At 47.2% G+C, this 16,490-nt stretch carries 16 protein-coding genes; 5 read left to right on the plus strand and 11 right to left on the minus strand.

All coding sequences use genetic code 11. The annotated features are described in order from the left end of the window. Positions 1 to 15: 15 nt before the first annotated feature. The 5 genes from LZD49_RS22475 to LZD49_RS22495 form a co-directional block, all read right to left on the minus strand. A complete protein-coding gene (locus LZD49_RS22475) occupies positions 16 to 2,706 on the minus strand; it encodes an MGH1-like glycoside hydrolase domain-containing protein (RefSeq protein ID WP_234669916.1) in 2,691 nt (896 codons plus the stop codon). 190 nt (positions 2,707 to 2,896) lie between these two features. Then, on the minus strand, positions 2,897 to 4,597 hold the full coding sequence (locus LZD49_RS22480; RefSeq protein ID WP_234669917.1) for a D-alanine--D-alanine ligase: 1,701 nt from the start codon (positions 4,595 to 4,597) through the stop codon (positions 2,897 to 2,899). Positions 4,598 to 4,759: 162 nt separating this feature from the next. Then, positions 4,760 to 5,017: a NifU family protein gene (locus LZD49_RS22485; protein ID WP_234669918.1), complete on the minus strand. Its 258-nt coding sequence runs from the start codon at positions 5,015 to 5,017 to the stop codon at positions 4,760 to 4,762. A 69-nt stretch (positions 5,018 to 5,086) separates the two neighbouring features. Next, positions 5,087 to 6,193, minus strand: a complete 1,107-nt coding sequence (locus LZD49_RS22490; protein WP_234669919.1) for an Mrp/NBP35 family ATP-binding protein — start codon at positions 6,191 to 6,193, stop codon at positions 5,087 to 5,089. Between the two features lie 59 nt (positions 6,194 to 6,252). Next, complete coding sequence (locus LZD49_RS22495) at positions 6,253 to 7,254, minus strand: GSCFA domain-containing protein (RefSeq protein WP_234669920.1); 1,002 nt, start codon at positions 7,252 to 7,254, stop codon at positions 6,253 to 6,255. A gap of 150 nt (positions 7,255 to 7,404) precedes the next feature. On the opposite strand from LZD49_RS22495, the gene LZD49_RS22500 reads away from it, so the two are divergent. Genes LZD49_RS22500 through LZD49_RS22515 form a run of 4 tightly spaced genes read left to right on the plus strand, consistent with a single transcriptional unit; the run spans position 7,405 to position 10,700 of the window. After that, positions 7,405 to 7,842 carry a DUF6934 family protein gene (locus LZD49_RS22500; protein WP_234669921.1) on the plus strand — a complete coding sequence of 146 codons (438 nt, stop codon included), beginning with the start codon at positions 7,405 to 7,407 and terminating at the stop codon, positions 7,840 to 7,842. Beyond that, complete coding sequence (locus tag LZD49_RS22505; RefSeq protein WP_234669922.1) at positions 7,839 to 7,994, plus strand: hypothetical protein; 156 nt, start codon at positions 7,839 to 7,841, stop codon at positions 7,992 to 7,994. The genes LZD49_RS22500 and LZD49_RS22505 overlap by 4 nt, the downstream gene beginning before the upstream one ends. Further along, positions 7,984 to 8,844 carry a family 16 glycosylhydrolase gene (locus LZD49_RS22510; RefSeq protein WP_234669923.1) on the plus strand — a complete coding sequence of 287 codons (861 nt, stop codon included), beginning with the start codon at positions 7,984 to 7,986 and terminating at the stop codon, positions 8,842 to 8,844. The genes LZD49_RS22505 and LZD49_RS22510 overlap by 11 nt, the downstream gene beginning before the upstream one ends. Positions 8,845 to 8,882: 38 nt before the next feature. Further along, positions 8,883 to 10,700 carry a DNA polymerase III subunit gamma/tau gene (locus LZD49_RS22515; RefSeq protein ID WP_234669924.1) on the plus strand — a complete coding sequence of 606 codons (1,818 nt, stop codon included), beginning with the start codon at positions 8,883 to 8,885 and terminating at the stop codon, positions 10,698 to 10,700. Here the strand turns inward: LZD49_RS22515 and coaE are convergent. The 6 genes from coaE to nusB form a co-directional block, all read right to left on the minus strand. After that, entirely contained in the window at positions 10,697 to 11,308 is a 612-nt protein-coding gene (gene coaE / locus LZD49_RS22520; RefSeq protein ID WP_234669925.1) for a dephospho-CoA kinase, read from the minus strand. The genes LZD49_RS22515 and coaE overlap by 4 nt on opposite strands. Then, positions 11,305 to 11,943 (minus strand): hypothetical protein, encoded by a 639-nt coding sequence (locus LZD49_RS22525; protein WP_234669926.1) that lies wholly within the window; start codon positions 11,941 to 11,943, stop codon positions 11,305 to 11,307. The genes coaE and LZD49_RS22525 overlap by 4 nt, the downstream gene beginning before the upstream one ends. A 128-nt stretch (positions 11,944 to 12,071) precedes the next feature. Continuing rightward, positions 12,072 to 12,371 carry a preprotein translocase subunit YajC gene (yajC, locus tag LZD49_RS22530; protein ID WP_234669927.1) on the minus strand — a complete coding sequence of 100 codons (300 nt, stop codon included), beginning with the start codon at positions 12,369 to 12,371 and terminating at the stop codon, positions 12,072 to 12,074. A 53-nt stretch (positions 12,372 to 12,424) separates the two neighbouring features. Then, a complete protein-coding gene (locus tag LZD49_RS22535; RefSeq protein WP_234669928.1) occupies positions 12,425 to 12,880 on the minus strand; it encodes a DUF1573 domain-containing protein in 456 nt (151 codons plus the stop codon). 8 nt (positions 12,881 to 12,888) lie between these two features. Further along, positions 12,889 to 13,191 (minus strand): YtxH domain-containing protein, encoded by a 303-nt coding sequence (locus LZD49_RS22540; protein ID WP_234669929.1) that lies wholly within the window; start codon positions 13,189 to 13,191, stop codon positions 12,889 to 12,891. A 101-nt stretch (positions 13,192 to 13,292) separates the two neighbouring features. Next, entirely contained in the window at positions 13,293 to 14,459 is a 1,167-nt protein-coding gene (gene nusB / locus LZD49_RS22545; RefSeq protein ID WP_234669930.1) for a transcription antitermination factor NusB, read from the minus strand. Between the two features lie 233 nt (positions 14,460 to 14,692). On the opposite strand from nusB, the gene LZD49_RS22550 reads away from it, so the two are divergent. Next, a complete protein-coding gene (locus LZD49_RS22550; RefSeq protein ID WP_234669931.1) occupies positions 14,693 to 16,474 on the plus strand; it encodes an ABC transporter ATP-binding protein in 1,782 nt (593 codons plus the stop codon). The last annotated feature ends 16 nt before the right edge of the window (positions 16,475 to 16,490 follow it).

Genomic DNA, 16,490 nt, shown 5'->3' on the forward strand with positions numbered 1-16,490 from the left:
GTGTTCGCATTGTGCCTATTTGCTGATCTCCACTTCCTCTTTCTCGATCGCTGAAAAAGATTCTTTAGCAGTTTTGTGGATCAGTTCGGCTACCAGGCCGGTCCAGCCAGTCTGATGGCTTGCACCGCACCCGCGGCCGTTATCCCCATGGAAATATTCGTAGAAAAGAACGTGTTCGTTAAAGTTCGGATCTTTCTGCATTTTCTCATCATGGCCATACACCGCCCTTTTTCCTTCCGAATCCTTCTTGAAAATGTCGATCAGGCGGCAGGCAATAGCCAATGCTGCTTCTTTGATCGTCGTCAGATTACCAGAGTTGGTCGGGTATTCGATCATGAAATCCTCGCCATAATAGGTGTGGAATTTCATTAATGAATCAAAAATGAGGTAATTCAACGGAAACCAGATCGGCCCGCGCCAGTTGGAATTACCACCCATGATGTCGGTCAATGCTTCGGCAGGGGTGTAATCTACCTGCAAAACCTCTCCATTGATATAAAATTTATAGGGATTCTGCTCGTGGTACTTGGACAATGCCCGCACGCCATAATCTGACAGGAATTCGTTCTCGTCGAGCATCCGCTTCATGATCATCTTCATCCGGTGACCGCGAAGTATCGAAAGCAGCCTGTTCTCACCCTTACCCGATTCAAACCACCGCGAAATCAATCGCGCCAGATCGGGCCGGTTTGCCAATACCCATTCCACCCGCCGTTTAAAAACAGGCATCTTGTCCAAATTCTGAGGATCGAGGATTTCAACTGCAAAAAGCGGTATCAGCCCTACGATCGAGCGCACTTTCAGAAGAATGCTCTGCCCATTCGGAATATGGATCACATCGTAATAGAACTGGTCTTCTTCATCCCAAAGACTAATCGAGGAGCTTTTCCCCCCAATCGATTCCATTGCACCGGCGATGTGCAGGAAGTGTTCAAAAAATTTGGAAGCCATATCCTGATAAACCGGATGCACCAATGCAATTTCAACCGAAATGCGGAGCATATTGAGCGTGTACATCGCCATCCAGCCAGTCGCGTCGGCCTGTTGTAACTTGCCACCGAAAGGCATAGGCGTCGAGCGATCGAACACACCAATATTATCCAGCCCAAGAAAGCCTCCGCTGAAAATATTATTGCCCGTATCGTCCTTCTGGTTGACCCACCAGGTAAAATTCAGCAGCAGTTTGTGGAAGATCTTTTCCAAAAATTCGATGTCCCCTACCCCATTGTTCTGCTCCCGGTCGATCTCGTACACTTTCCAGGTTGCCCAACCGTGCACCGGCGGGTTGACATCGGAGAAGTTCCACTCGTAGGCTGGTATCTGCCCGTTGGGGTGCATGTAGTACTCACGCAGAAGGATTTCCAATTGCCTTTTGGCAAAATCAGCATCCACCCTCGCCAATGGCACGCAATGGAAGGCAAGATCCCAGGCTGCAAACCAGGGATATTCCCATTTATCGGGCATTGAGATGATATTGGCCGCATAAAGATGTTTCCACCCCGAGTTACGCCCCCATTTCCGACCTTGATTTGGTCCGGGCTGTGCGGGATCGCCTTTCAGCCATTCATACACGTTATAATAATAGAACTGCTTGCTCCAAAGCATCCCAGCGTACGCCTGACGTTGGATTGAGCGAAGATCACTGTCGGCGACATCGCGTTGCAGATCGTCATAAAACTCGTCGGCCTCGCGGATACGCTTATTAAAAAGGTCTTCGAAACCGCCAAATGGCTCCGAAATAGAATGATTTACAAAACGTAAACGAAACGTAGCACTCTCACCGCCTTTAATGGTCTTGGTAAAACGCGCTGCGGCTTTGGTGCCTATGTTATTGGGGTTAACGGTGTTTGTCTTCTGCCCGCTGACAATATAATCGTTAATACCGTCTTTCGGATAAGCTGTATTGTTGGCCGTGCCGTACAGCTTTTTGAAATTCGTTTCGTTCTCGCAAAACAGCAATTCATCCGCACCGTCAAGATAGAGGTTATATTTCCCGTGTTTGCGGTGCGTTACTTCGATCAGCCGGTTTGAAATACCGTTCATGATCGGTTTGTAGTTGAATGCCTCGTAACCCCACGACCACGTGTTCCGGAACATGATCGTCGGTAGCACCGTAATCGGCGCATCCTCTTTGCCACGGTTGAAAACCGTTACTTTCATAAGAATATCCTCTTCGTCGGTTTTGGCATGCTCGATGAAGATATCGAAGTACTCGTCGTTATCGAACACACCTGTGTCCATGATCTCATACTCCGGATCCTGTTTGCCCCGCCGACCATTCTCCTGCCTTAGCTTGTCGTAGGGAAAAAGCTGCTGCGGATATTTGTAAAGCATTTTGGTGTACGAATGCGTGGGCGTACTATCGAGATAATAATACATTTCCTTCACATCCTCTCCATGGTTAGATTCCCTGTTGGTGAGACCGAAAATCCGCTCTTTCAATATTTTGTCCTTATGATTCCAGAATCCGAACGAAAGGCATATATGTTGCTTATTATCAGAAAAACCACCGATCCCATCTTCTCCCCAGCGGTATGCTTTGGAAAGGGCCATTTCGTGGGTAATGTAATTCCAGGCGTCGCCATTACCACTGTAATCCTCGCGAACGGTCCCCCATTGGCGTTCAGACAGGTAAGGCCCCCACTTTTTCCATCCCTTATTTTCTTTCTGAAGACGCAATCTAACTTTTTCAGCTCCCTGTGCCATTAATCTGTCAATTTTTCGAAAGGAATGAATTTCAATAATTACCCAATTTAGAAAACCGGTTTTCAAAAACACGACAAACCGGAAGAAAATTGAAAAAATTAACAATCCGGAGTCCTGTAATTTACGGGTATTCGAATACTTATAAATCACTCATAATGAGCACCAACTCGTCATCTTCCAAACACTGCAATTACGATGTGGGAGAGTCCATTCGGGTAATTTCATAGGATACATCGCCAGCAAAAAAGGCAGTGATAGCAGCCGCTTTCTGCGAAGTCTCAGTCAGCAACGGGTGGCGTTCTTCGTGCAGCAATGCTTCAACATCCGAAACATACTCCTTGAACATCAACGGATTGGGAAGTTTATAGAACTGACCGTCTGCGGCTTTTAGTACCGGTACAGGTGTTACTTTTCCTTCGGCATTCAGCAGGCCATAACGGCGTCTGGCTTCAATATAAGCCTCGTCGGTAGCGTCGAAGAAAATGTGCTCCGCCGACTTTTCCATGGCAACATTAGCAGCAATGCGCACATCCAGCTTTTCGAGCAATGCCCTAAGCTCCCACGTTTGCTTACCAGTACGCACGCGCTCCCGCAAAGACTGGCGGATCAGGTAGGTTAACGCTTGGGTGACGTTGAGGCCTATTTCGGCCATTTGTTTGAAAATGAATGAAGTTGGGGACATACCCGGAATGGTGTTCGGGTCGTGGAGTAGGATCGTACCGTTTTCGGTCAGGAAGCCGTCAATCCGCACGCAGGCATTAATGCCAAGTTGCTGAAATACCGCGGCGATCATCTGTTGAATTTCCTGGTTCTTTTCCAGGGTCGTATCCACCGGTATGCGTTTGCGGCTGGCCCCTGGTTTATATTTTGCATTAAAATCGAAAACCTTTACCATTTTGATCACCTCGCTCGGCGGCAACGCGAGCGGTGAACCGTTATCAAACTGGATGCAGCCGCAGGAAAACTCCTGCCCGTTTATAAATTCCTCAATCAATACCTGGTCTTCCGCGTTGGAGCTGCTCAACAGCGCGTGGTCATTTCCATCTGAAAAATAGATTTCCAGCTCGCTGATTAATGTTGTGGGATGATAAATGGTTTTGCCATTAAAAACAACCGGGAAGCCGATGCCTTCATCCAGGTTTGCGATTTTCTGCCCCCAAGCCAATTTTTCAGCTTCGTCGAGCTCCTTCCACGTATCAGCATTCAATTCGATTTGAAAAAAGCATTGATTGACCGCCGAAACGAATTCTTCCAACGAATCCTCTTTCACGATTGCTACACCGATAGACGATCCCTGATGCGGTGCTTTGATCACCAACGGTAGGCCAAGATGCTTTTTCAGCACTTGAAAAAGCAATGGATATTCGTTAGGAACCCACTGGCTGTATTTGAGTGTCCAGCTTTTTTTCTCTTGCCCATTCACCAGGGCTATCATCTCATTTTGCAATATTTTATCGATACCCACGGCGGAACCCATCAAACCCGGACCGCTATATGGGATTTTATACCACTCCAGCAAGCCCTGAATGGCGCCGTCTTCGCAATCAGGGCCGTGCATTGCCAGGAACGCGAAATCGAAATGATTTTTGAATTCAGCAGGGGAGATCAATTTTCCGGTTTCGACGGGTATGTCGGCCACGGAGAGTTCCGGAAAAGATTCAATATAGGTTATAAAGCTGTCTTTTTGAATGCCCGGCGCAGGATAAAATTCCCGGATCTCGGACAAATACATCAATTCGTTTTGTAACAGTATAAACCTTCCAAAGCTGTCTACAAAAACCGGTACCGGCTCAAAAAGTGACTTATCGAGGTATTCAAATGCCGTTTTACCACCTGCAAATGATATTTCCCGTTCGCGGGAAGGACCTCCAAAAAAAATTCCGATACGCATGTCTGATATTCCTGATTAATGCATTCCAATGATGCCCGCAATATAAGCGACTAAACGGGACGAATCAATTTCCAGCTATTCAACGCGTGGATTAAAACGTAAAAAGCAGCCTCCCTTTCAGGAAACTGCTTTTTAGTGATATTGAATGTGGCTTTTCCGCTGTTATGCCAACTCTGGCACATTCGAGGAAACAACCTTGTTAACGTATGGCACCGCTTTACGGATCGATTCTTCCAATCCGGCGCGGAAAGTCATTGCGCTCATTGGGCAACTTTGGCAGGAACCTTGTAGTTCCAGCTTCACAATCAAGTCGTCGGTCAGTTCCACCAATTTCACATCACCTCCATCTGCATGTAAGTAAGGACGCACCGTTTCGAGCGCCTGCTCGATCAATTCTATGGTTTTTTCTTTTGAATCCATTATTAAAAAGTCTGTATGCTAAGATGCAAGATTATATCCAAAAAATCAAATCATTCAGTTACTAAACTGCTAAACCTGGATCTCAACAGGTTTCGTTTTCGCACGAGACGCATTCCGGATCGCCACCTGCTGGGCTAATGCTTCCGCCGCATCCATGAAGGCCACATTCACGATCGCATTGGTATCCATCACCGCCGGACGGCCATCATCACCCGCTTCCCTGATGCCTTGCACCAATGGGATCTGCCCTAGTAAAGGCACATCAAATTTATCCGCGAGTGCCTGTCCGCCTCCTTTTCCAAAAATATGGTATTTATGATCGGGTAGTTCCTCCGGCGTAAACCAGGCCATATTCTCGATTACACCGAGGATCGGCACATTGATCTGTGGCTGTTTGAACATCAACAATCCTTTAATAGCATCGGCCAACGCCACTTTCTGAGGAGTAGTTACCACTACAGCGCCGGTTACCGGAACGGTTTGAACGAGTGTCAGGTGAATGTCGCTCGTACCGGGAGGCAGGTCGATGAGCAGGTAATCCAGCTCACCCCAGTCGGTATCCCCGAAGAACTGGCGTAACGCCTGGCTCGCCATCGGTCCACGCCACACTACTGCACTATCAGCCGGTGTCAGGAAGCCGATCGACATCATTTTGATGCCGAATTGGCGGATGGGGTTGATGTAATTTTTGCCGTCTTTCGGCGTAATGGTCGGTTGCATATTCTCCGCACCAAACATTACCGGAATGGATGGTCCTGAGATATCCGCATCGATAATACCGACTTTTGCGCCCGAGCGGTGCAAGGCCATGGCAAGATTGGCGGTCACCGTCGATTTCCCTACCCCACCTTTACCGGAAGAGATGGCAATCACGTTTTTCACGCCGGGAATTAATGGGCCTGAGTGACGGGTAGTGGTAACGTTGGCTGTAAGCTTGATGATCACCTCCACATCCGGGCTCAAGTGCTCGTGGATCGCATTCTCGCAATTCTTTTTGATCAGTTCTTTAAGGGGGCAAGCCGGGGTTGTAAGCACTACGGTAAACCGCACCTGGTTTACACCGATTTCTATATCCTGAATCATACCGAGCGTCACCAGATCCTTCTTAAGATCAGGCTCCTCCACAGTGCTCAGTGCCTGTAATACTTTTTCTTTATTAATTGTAAATTCTCCCATTATTATGGTTGGTACTTTGACTTAATACTGTTCAACACGAAATCCTGCCAATGAGTTTGTCACATTCCCGGAAATTCTCCGATCCTGCGCTCCACTTCCTCCATTTCCGCGGAAACATCCAGCTTTCGTGAAAGGGCATTGAGCTTACTCCATAACAATTTCAGCATTTTCAGATGTCCTTGTGTGAAACCATGTAACGGCCTGTGGGCGAGGCTATCACGTAATGAAGCCCATTCTTTCATGAAATTAAATGCATCTTCCCCGATGTAGGTTTGTGTAAATGCATTGAAAATATACTGCTCAGCCAAACTGCTCGGGTGGATCATATCCTCTTTGTAGAACCGGTAGTCGCGCAGCTCGTCTATCATGATTTCGTATGACGGGAAGTAATCTACATGCTTGTACTTTTCCGAGAGACGGTGGCATACCAGCCGCAACGTCGACTTACTGACCTGGTTAAGCGGGAGTGTATCACGTGTATGGCGCACGGGGCTTACAGTGAGCAATATGCGCAGTTTTCGGTTGTAAGGGATCAGTTTTTGGATGAGCTGTTCAAATGCAATTGTGATCTGGTCGAAATGCAGGAGCTCTTTCACGAAACGATCACTGGGCACTTTATGGCAATTTCCAACGATGAGGTTCGTCTTCCGATGGCGGTAAGCATACGCAGTGCCCAAAGTGATCACCAGCAAATCTGCATCCGCCAAAAATTCACGGATTTCATCGAGCTTATCCGAAAGCTGTGCATCCAGCGCCGCCTGGCCGGCAGCCCACTGCGACGAATGGAAATCGTGGTGCAACCATACCTGATCGGGATTTTGCAGGAATAGCGCAGGGTTCGGTCTCTTTTCCTCCAATGCACTGTCCAATATTTTACAGATCGTAAGGGGATTGAATACCGTACCCATCGGATTACTGAGCACCGGGAACTTGTAATCGTCCAGCTGGCTCCCCAGCACCTCGGCAAAACAGGAGCCGATGGTCAGTATTTTAGTTTGGTGATTGATCTTCCAATCCGGGGCATCCAGCGCGACTTCCGTACTCAACTTTATTTCCTTCATTATATAAAAACGACAAGCGGGCCACAAAATTAAGCATGAAAACCAAAGAATTTCGCTATATGCTGCGGTTTAGGAATTTATAATTTGGGTTATGTGGAATTTTTATATGTTTGGGGTAGAATTTAAAGCACACTATAACTTGGTCAGTTTATGAAGGAGAAGCCCTATCCTTATATTTCAACAAACAGCGAATTCCGCTTTGAGTTTGAAAGTATCAGTGACATAAAAACAGTGAAAAAAGTTGTCAGGATCAGCCGAACCGAGGTGCTAAACGTATACAACTTAGCACTCTTCGATATTCTTGAAGGCGGGGCATTGTCTGATATTTCAGAAACCAGAAACAGCGATCTCAAAACGGTATTAGCAACAGTATTTCATATTATTGACGACTTCTACATACAGAAACCCGGCTCATATTTGTTGTTCAGGGGGAGTGACTCCCGTCGACATCGTTTATACAGGATTGTCATTGCACGAGAATTTAACCAGTTATCTGAACGTTTTGTTATACACGGACTAAAAGATGATATTCTGTACCCATTTGTTCAAAACAGTCATTATGATTTTTACGTAATCCAACAAAAATGATGAAAGGAACAAGAAAAGCACTTGAAGGACCTAGCGCAAATGAAGAAACATTTGTGCAAAGAAAATTGGACGAAGCTAACGCCGTGCTGCGAAGGATGGATGTTTCTGTTTTTGAAAACAAAATTGTCCAAAAACGAAAAAATGAAAGGTAACAACGACATAATCAATCGATTTTTTAGTGTTAGCTGCCTGGCTGTACTCGTTTCAGTGGCAAGTTGCGCGCAGCCAACACAAAGCACCAAACCCACGACTCAAACGTACGCATTCGCCCCCACTCCGTCCTGGCAGGACGAGTTCAACTACTCGGGAAAGCCCGACGCCTCCAAATGGTCCTACGACGTTGGCGATCATGGCTGGGGGAATAATGAGCTGGAAAATTATACCGACAAGATCGAAAACGCCAAAATTGAAAATGGCAATCTGGTGATCACGGCCATTAAGGAACCATCCGGAAAGCAACAGTACAGCTCGGCACGATTGGTCTCGAAAGGAAAGGGTGATTTTCTTTACGGGAAATTCGAAATCAGGGCGAAGTTGCCGAAAGGCCGCGGGACCTGGCCTGCGATCTGGATGCTGGCAAGCGGCAATGATTATGGCAACAAAGGATGGCCGGATAATGGCGAGATCGATATCATGGAACACGTTGGTTTCGATCAGGACCGGCTGCATGGGAATATCCATACGAAGGCATTTAACCATGCGATCAAAACTAATAAGGGTAACAATTTGGTGGTGAAAGGGCTTTCTGACGATTTTCATGTGTACACGTGCGAATGGACGCCCGAAACAGTGACAATACTCGTGGATGGCAATGCCTACTTTGCCTTTAAAAAAGAAGCGTCCTACCAATGGCCTGAATGGCCTTTCGACAAACCATTTCATCTAATTTTAAATATCGCCGTTGGTGGTAACTGGGGCGGTCAAAAAGGCGTGGATGACAGCATTTTCCCGCAAAAAATGGAGGTCGATTACGTGCGGGTGTACCCACTCGTGACGAAGTAGCAGCTTTGAAAATCCAGTGCACGGAAGTATCTTGCACCATGGATCATTTCGTTGTTTCGGCCAGGAAGTATCGTCCTGTCACCTTTGATTCGGTGGTAGGCCAATCGCACATCACTACCACTTTAAAGAATGCCATTCGCACCAATCATCTTGCACAAGCTTTCCTTTTCTGTGGTCCACGCGGTGTAGGTAAAACAACCTGCGCGCGGATTTTGGCCAAAACTATCAATTGCCAAAATCTAGGCGATGATGTGGAGGCATGTGGTGAATGTGAGTCCTGTGTAAGCTTCCAAAACAACGCTTCCTTCAATATTCACGAGCTCGACGCTGCTTCCAACAACTCCGTGGAAGATATCCGCAACCTGATCGACCAGGTGCGCTATCCGCCGCAGACCGGGAAGTACAAGATCTATATCATCGACGAGGTTCACATGCTCTCGCAGGCTGCATTCAATGCATTCCTGAAAACATTGGAAGAACCGCCCTCCTATGCGATTTTCATACTCGCTACAACGGAGAAACACAAAATCTTACCGACGATCCTTTCACGTTGCCAAATTTTTGACTTCAACCGCATTCAGTCCAAGGATATCGCGCATCACCTTTTATATATTGCTAAAAAAGAAGGTATCAATGCCGAACACGAAGCCCTGGAACTGATAGGACAGAAGGCCGACGGCGGTTTACGGGATGCGCTTTCCATGTTTGATTTGAATGTCACTTTCTCCACCGATAATCGCCTCACCTATGCGGCGGTGTTGGAAAATTTGCATATCCTCGACTACGATTATTATTTCAAAATCACCGATGCGCTTACCGCGGGCAGCATTGCGCGTTCGCTGGTGCTATTTGATGAAATATTACGGAAAGGTTTTGACGGTCACCTGTTTGTAGTGGGGCTGCTGGAACATTTCAGGAATCTGCTCGTTTGCAAAGATCCTGCGACGGTCACCTTATTACAGGTTTCTGAATCCGCCGAACGAAAGTATCTGGAACAGTCGCTGATGGCAGATATGAGTTTCCTCCTTTCAGCGCTGAGCATTGCCGGTCAGTGTGATATCAATTACAAATCGGCGAAAAACCAGCGGTTGCATGTGGAGCTCTGTCTCATGAAACTTGCCAATTTACCCCAGGTCCTTCAACTTCACACTCTTGCTGCCGTTGATGAAACGGCAAAAAAAAAAGTTGAGCCACAACAATCCGTAAATGGTCCACCTGCGCCGCAGCCTGCTGCATCTGTCAACGGCCAATCATCAAATGGAAGTAGCCATACGTCTGCACAGCCAGTCGCACCTCAGCTGTCGTCTCCTCAACAGGTAGCACCTCAGGAGACAGCACCTCAACAGGTGACAACTCAACAGTCTACTTCTTCGCGGCTCAAAAGCACTGTTTCGCTCGCGCCCACGCAGGCTCTCGCTCCTCAGGTTACCAAGCAGGCCATCGCCGAGCCATCAGCAACTTATGCTACTGTACCAAATGGGATAAAAAAAGAAGAGTTGACGCTAACAAATCTGCAACGGCTTTGGTACGAATTCTCACAAAAGCGTTTGCAAGCGGGGAATTCCACGACCGAGCAAATCACCCTTAACCGGGAGTTTCAGCTCAATGGAACGACGATCGAAATCGCACTGGACAACGATCACCAATTGGATGCAGTAGCGAATGTAAGATATGAATTGCTGGGGTTCCTAAAAGGTCATCTGGATGCACCAAAACTAGAAATTAATCCCCGTGTCGCACCGCAGGAAGTGAACAGATTGCCTTACACTCCGGCGGAGAAATTCAATTATATGGCTGAGAAAAACCCCTATTTGCTGGAATTGAAACAGGCTTTGGGGCTGGATGTGGATTTTTAAAGAAGTGCAGATTTTCCTTTCAAAAAGATTTCATGCAAATGCAGGACTTGCGGGATCAATGCCGAAGTGTCATCATTATTGACGATGTAATCGGCTATTTCCCGCCGGGAATCGTCTGAAACCTGCCGCTCGATAATTGCACGGATTTCCTGTTGAGTACGGTTATCTCTTCGCAATATTCTTTGAATGCGCAGTTCAACCGGCGCCTCCACGACTACCACATAGTCCGTCGCGTTAGCTTGCCCGGCCTTAGCCATAATGGCGGCCTCTTTCACTACATAGGGAGTTCCCGCATGCCGGGTAACCCATTCTTTTGTATCCCGAAGAACGACAGGGTGGATAATCTCATTCAGCCCTTTAAGCAAAGGTTCGTTCCCGAAAACCTTGGAAGCCACCAATTTCGTATTGTAAAGACCTCCCTTATCATACGCCTCCGGCCCGAGTAATGCAACTACTTTCTCACGGATTCCGGGATCATGGTTCGTAAGCCACTTAGCACGGCTATCTGCATAATAAACAGGGATTTCCAAGCATTCAAACAACCTGCAAACCATGCTTTTGCCAGAACCAATTCCGCCGGTGACACCTATTAGAAGTGGAAGTTTCATTGATTTTCGGGCGCGGGCTGTTCCTGTGGTGGCGCGCTTAGGAACTGTGCTACTTCAAAACTCACATAAACATCCCTGTGGCTTACTTCCACTAATGGCGAAACCGGCAATGGAATAGGCAGGCTTTCATCGTAATTGTTCTGAATTTTCGGCGTAGGTACGCGGACCTTGATCGTGTCCGGATATGATTTGATCTGCGAAACCGGGCCATCCACCGAAATCAATGATGGAGAAACGTTGATGAAACTTGAAATCACATAACCTTCGCGAATATCAATGCCTGTGCTGTCCACCCGGATCGGTATGATCTTTCTGATCTTTGGCTCAAAATTAAGCTCGAAAGTATCCGCCACCACATAATTGACGTGCAGGTTCGGAAACATTTCCGTGATCTGGTCCGTGAGTGTGGTGGAGTTAATGAAACTGGCCACAGTCGGGTTCTGTACGCGGTACACTACTGGGTTTGCGTTGAAGTTCAGCCATGACTTTTGCAGCAACGTCCAGCCATCTCCGCTTACATTCACCGAGATCCGTTTGGGAAGCGGTTGCATAGGCACGTATGCGGCATTATCATATTCGATCAAAAGCGGATAATTCAGTTTAAGGGAATAATTGTCCTTGTTGAGGACATTCATTAACCAAAAAAAGGATGCTGCAAGCAAGCATCCTATGAACGTTTTGATCCTGCTCGGGTTGGGTGGGACTTGGCTCACAAAAATTTTGAAATTGCATGCATTGCAGTGAATGCATGCGTTCACAATTATTACCCGGCGATGGTGCGGGAAATCGCCGATTTATCAACAGTTAACTTAACCCCTTTATCTAATTCAAGAGTCACCGTCGCTTCCTCCACAGTGTAGATCCGCGCATGGATTCCACCAATAGTTACGACCTGATCGCCTTTTTTGAGGTTTGTAAGCAATTCTTTCTGTTCCTTTTGCTTCTTCTGCTGCGGACGGATCATGAAAAAATAAAATACCCCGATGATTCCGACCCACATTACAACCTGATAGATCATTCCCTGGGAGCCGCCGGCTGCTTGTGCTAAAATAGAAAAATTCATTGTAGTAGATGGGTTGTATAAATGTTTTATGAAGTCTCGTGTAAGAACGGCTACTACTTGGCAGTTGTCGAATCTGCTACGGCCTCTTGAGGGGGCGCATTTACGATTCCCTTCAGCCTCAATTCAATATAAGCAGGCTCGGTATTGGCGTAAACAGTAATCGTTTTAACCTGCGGGCCAGCCTTGTGCTTGCTATCGAAACGAACCTTGACACTAGACGTCTGGTTTGGCCCTATCGGATCCTTCGGCCATTCGGGCGTAGTGCATCCGCAGGAAGAACTGATATTATTGAGAATCAGCGGATATTCGCCTCCATTACGGAATTTGAACTCGTGTTCCACAATGGCACCTTCCTGAATCGTTCCGAAGTCATAGGCGGAGCTATCGATCAAAGCAAAAACAGGCAGTTTTGAACTTGCCTGTTTTTCCTCGCCTTTCTTCTCATTTTTGGAGCATCCGGAAATGGCTGCCGCCAATCCCAGAAACACAAAAAGGGCTATTCTTTTCATACAGATCATCAGCTCGCCTGCCCTTTGATCTGCGCCATAAGGCGGTCTACATCTTCCAGAAGCTTCTCAGCTTTTTCACGTGCATCGTTCACGACACGCTCGCCTTCTGTTCTGGCAAGACTATCTGGCTGGCCTTTTTTGTCGACCAGGTCCTGAACAACTTCTTGTAGTTTTTCCCGGTACTTAGACAGTCTGTAGGTAAGCTGGGTACGAAGCACCTCTCCTTTGTCGGGAGCGTAAAGGATACCCAATGCTGCACCGGTAGCACAGCCCGTCAGGAATGCGATTAAAGTATTACTGGTTTTACTCATGATTTCTGGTAGTTTTTAGCTGCAAAACGGGTGCTAGCTTATTTATTTCTAATGGCCTCAAAAAATTGTTCCATTATACCCGGCCCCAATTTCGGCAGCTTTTACTTATTATCAATCAATCCGCGCCCGCTTTTTCTGATCACGCCTTCCTTGGCAAGTTTCACTGAAAGCACGTCGAGGACGCCATTCACAAACTTACCACTTTTTGGTGTACTGTACCTTTTTGCAATCTCGATAAACTCATTTATGGTGACTTTCACGGGAATACCTGGAAAATGGATCAACTCGGCAAGTGCTGTTTTGAGGATAATGAGGTCCACCAATGCGACCCTTTCGAGCTCCCAGTTTTTAAGTTGATCTTCAAGATAAACATCGTACTGATCGCTTTCCCTTACCACGATTTTACACAATTCCTCCACAAAAGCCCTGTCCTCTTCCCAATCCTTGGTAAGCGGCGCGAGCTGGAATGTATGAGCAAGATCGGCCGTACGCAATGTCTTGATCGCAAGGCTGCGGATCAATTCCGCGTGATCGACCCAGTAAAGATCGCGTTGCTCGAGGTACTCAACTGAAATCTCGTGTTTGAGGATAACCTGCCGCAGCACGTGTTGAACCAGCTCCTGGTCCTCCTCCGGCGTGTGGGAAGCCGATTTACAGTAAGCTTCGTAAGTTTCGTCCTTCCGCAATGCATCCCGGTAAATCTTCCGGATCAGGTTCATTTCATCGGACCAGTTGATGCCGCTGCGGATTATTTCTTCTGCCAGCGGCTTATCTTCCTGCAACACATTGATCACCCGATTGGAATCCAGTCCCGAATCTTTGGGGAATGGTGCCTCGGGATCTTCGTACCTGCGTTCGCGGTCGATTTTAGCCTGGTGCGCTAGTTCGATCAGTATCGAGAGAACCCTGATAAAATCGACGTAAATCGTTTCCGTCTCGTTCAAAACCCTTCTTACGAGTTTTTCTCCATCCGAATTAGTTTGCCGACTGTATGCCTCAAAAGCGCTTTGTGCCACTTTCAATACTTTCGCAGGAATCTCCTCGTCGTCATTGGGCTTGCCATTCTTGATAAGCTCGTCGAGCGTCATGCTGGCCAACTGCTTCATTCCTGAGAGCTTTTTCTTGTCCTGGAACTCCATTGAGTTAAGGTCGGGGGCAAAGGCTTCATCAATACGGTCGAGTGCCAGTAAACGGTTCGCATCGGCTGTAAGTTGCCGTGCATAAAGTGCCTGAACCGCCTTGGTTCTTAGTAATCTTCTATTCAGCATAAGCCGGAATACTATTTGGATAAAAGGTACAGTAAATCAAAGAACGTGTCTGCATGTTTTGCAAGGCCATTCTGCCTGTACCTCGCATTAGTTGTTTTGAAATTGACCGCAAAATTAGACTATTTTGTTCACAATCGGAAAATTGGGACGCGAGGTTTTAACTTTGCAACGTTTTAACAAAATAGGATGTTGGCTAGAAAGCCCCCAGCACGGCTGATCAAAAATTTGAACTGGTGAAAGCTTTAAAGTCGCTCAACAAATATTTGTGGAAATACAAATGGTATCTCATCCTGGGTATCATTTTTACGATCATATCCAATCTTTTCGGCATTATCCCGGCTCAGCTGGTGCGTTACGCACTTGACCTGGTAATTGAAACGCTCGATATTTATTACCTTTTTAATGGCTCGTCGCTGCAAGGCGATATGTATGACATTTTCGCGTTCAGCATCCTGCTCTACGGGTTACTGATCCTGCTGATGGCGCTGCTCAAAGGGATATTTCTTTTCCTGGTACGGCAAACGATCATCGTCATGTCGCGGCACATAGAGTTTGAGCTCAAAAACGACATTTACCAGCATTACCAAACACTCCCGGCCGCATTCTTCCGTCGCCACAGCACCGGCGATCTCATGGCCCGCATTTCGGAAGACGTCAGCAATGTCCGCATTTACGTGGGCCCTGCGCTGATGTACGGCATCAACCTTATCGTGTTGTTCTTTCTGGTGATTTCCTACATGGTTTCGGTTAGTCCAAAACTTACATTTTACGTTTTACTGCCGCTTCCAGTATTGTCGATCAGCGTGTATGTGGTCAACAGCATGATCATGAAGCGGTCGCAGGAGATCCAGAAGCAACTTTCCGCACTCTCAACTTATGTACAGGAAGCATTTTCGGGAATCCGGGTTATTAAATCATTTGTCCAGGAAGATCGTTCTTTTTCCAACTTTGAGAAGGAAGCGGAAATTTTCAAAACCAAATCGCTGAGTCTTACCAGAGTCGACTCATTTTTCTATCCCGTAATTCTCCTCTTAATCGGCCTGAGTAACATCCTGGTCATTTATGTAGGCGGCCAGGAAATTATCAGTGGCCGGTTGACGCCGGGTAACATTACCGAGTTTATCCTTTATGTCAACATCCTGACATGGCCGGTAATGGCATTGGGATGGACCACTAGCCAAATACAGCGTGCGGCCTCGTCGCAGACACGTATTAATGAGTTTTTGAATGAAAAAACACCGCTCGTTTCAGAGAAAAATCTTGAAAAAGCGGTAAAAGGAAAAATAGCATTCCGCCACGTCGGATTCGTTTATCCCGATTCAGGTATTAAAGCATTGCATGACTTCGACCTGACGGTGGAAGCTGGCGAATCCGTGGCGATCCTCGGCACAACCGGGTCGGGCAAAAGTACACTGGCACATTTGCTCTGTCGCCTGTACGATCCAACCGAAGGTCAGATATTGATCGACGACATCCCTTTAAGAGACTACGACGTCCGCGGTTACCGCCGCCAGATCGGCTATGTACCACAGGATGTGTTCCTGTTTTCAGACAGCATTCAGAACAATGTCCGCTTTGGCACGGAGAATATGCCTTTCGAAAGGATTGAGCAGGCTGTGAAGGACGCCGATCTTTACAACAACATCAAAGATTTCCCCCAAGGCTTTGAAACTATGCTCGGCGAGCGAGGCATTACGCTGTCCGGTGGGCAAAAACAACGCCTTTCAATAGCCCGTGCCATCGCTCGCGACCCAAGAATCCTTGTCCTCGATGACTGCCTTTCGGCCGTAGACACCAACACCGAAAACATCATCCTGAACAACATGAAACGCATCATGGACCAGCGCACATCCGTGATTATTTCTCACCGCGTTTCCTCTGCCAAGCTAGCCGACAAGATCGTCGTCCTCGACGAAGGCCGCATTGTAGAGCAGGGCACACATTCGGAGTTAATGGCGTCGAATGGCGCCTATAAAGAGCTGTATGAGAAGCAGTTGACTTCAGAGGAAGTGTAAAAAACAACCTGCGCTT

Origin of the sequence: Dyadobacter sp. CY261 (assembly GCF_021440085.1) — a bacterium.
Classification (GTDB): domain Bacteria; phylum Bacteroidota; class Bacteroidia; order Cytophagales; family Spirosomataceae; genus Dyadobacter.

Coding starts and splice junctions, on each gene's coding strand:
- LZD49_RS22495 (WP_234669920.1), bottom strand. CDS start 7,254: ATGAAGGAAATAAAGTTGAGTACGGAAGTCGCGCTGGATGCCCCGGAT.
- coaE (WP_234669925.1), bottom strand. CDS start 11,308: ATGAAACTTCCACTTCTAATAGGTGTCACCGGCGGAATTGGTTCTGGC.
- LZD49_RS22505 (WP_234669922.1), top strand. CDS start 7,839: ATGATGAAAGGAACAAGAAAAGCACTTGAAGGACCTAGCGCAAATGAA.
- LZD49_RS22480 (WP_234669917.1), bottom strand. CDS start 4,597: ATGCGTATCGGAATTTTTTTTGGAGGTCCTTCCCGCGAACGGGAAATA.
- LZD49_RS22475 (WP_234669916.1), bottom strand. CDS start 2,706: ATGGCACAGGGAGCTGAAAAAGTTAGATTGCGTCTTCAGAAAGAAAAT.
- LZD49_RS22510 (WP_234669923.1), top strand. CDS start 7,984: ATGAAAGGTAACAACGACATAATCAATCGATTTTTTAGTGTTAGCTGC.
- LZD49_RS22525 (WP_234669926.1), bottom strand. CDS start 11,943: ATGAATGTCCTCAACAAGGACAATTATTCCCTTAAACTGAATTATCCG.
- LZD49_RS22500 (WP_234669921.1), top strand. CDS start 7,405: ATGAAGGAGAAGCCCTATCCTTATATTTCAACAAACAGCGAATTCCGC.
- LZD49_RS22515 (WP_234669924.1), top strand. CDS start 8,883: ATGGATCATTTCGTTGTTTCGGCCAGGAAGTATCGTCCTGTCACCTTT.
- nusB (WP_234669930.1), bottom strand. CDS start 14,459: ATGCTGAATAGAAGATTACTAAGAACCAAGGCGGTTCAGGCACTTTAT.
- LZD49_RS22535 (WP_234669928.1), bottom strand. CDS start 12,880: ATGAAAAGAATAGCCCTTTTTGTGTTTCTGGGATTGGCGGCAGCCATT.
- LZD49_RS22490 (WP_234669919.1), bottom strand. CDS start 6,193: ATGGGAGAATTTACAATTAATAAAGAAAAAGTATTACAGGCACTGAGC.
- yajC (WP_234669927.1), bottom strand. CDS start 12,371: ATGAATTTTTCTATTTTAGCACAAGCAGCCGGCGGCTCCCAGGGAATG.
- LZD49_RS22485 (WP_234669918.1), bottom strand. CDS start 5,017: ATGGATTCAAAAGAAAAAACCATAGAATTGATCGAGCAGGCGCTCGAA.
- LZD49_RS22540 (WP_234669929.1), bottom strand. CDS start 13,191: ATGAGTAAAACCAGTAATACTTTAATCGCATTCCTGACGGGCTGTGCT.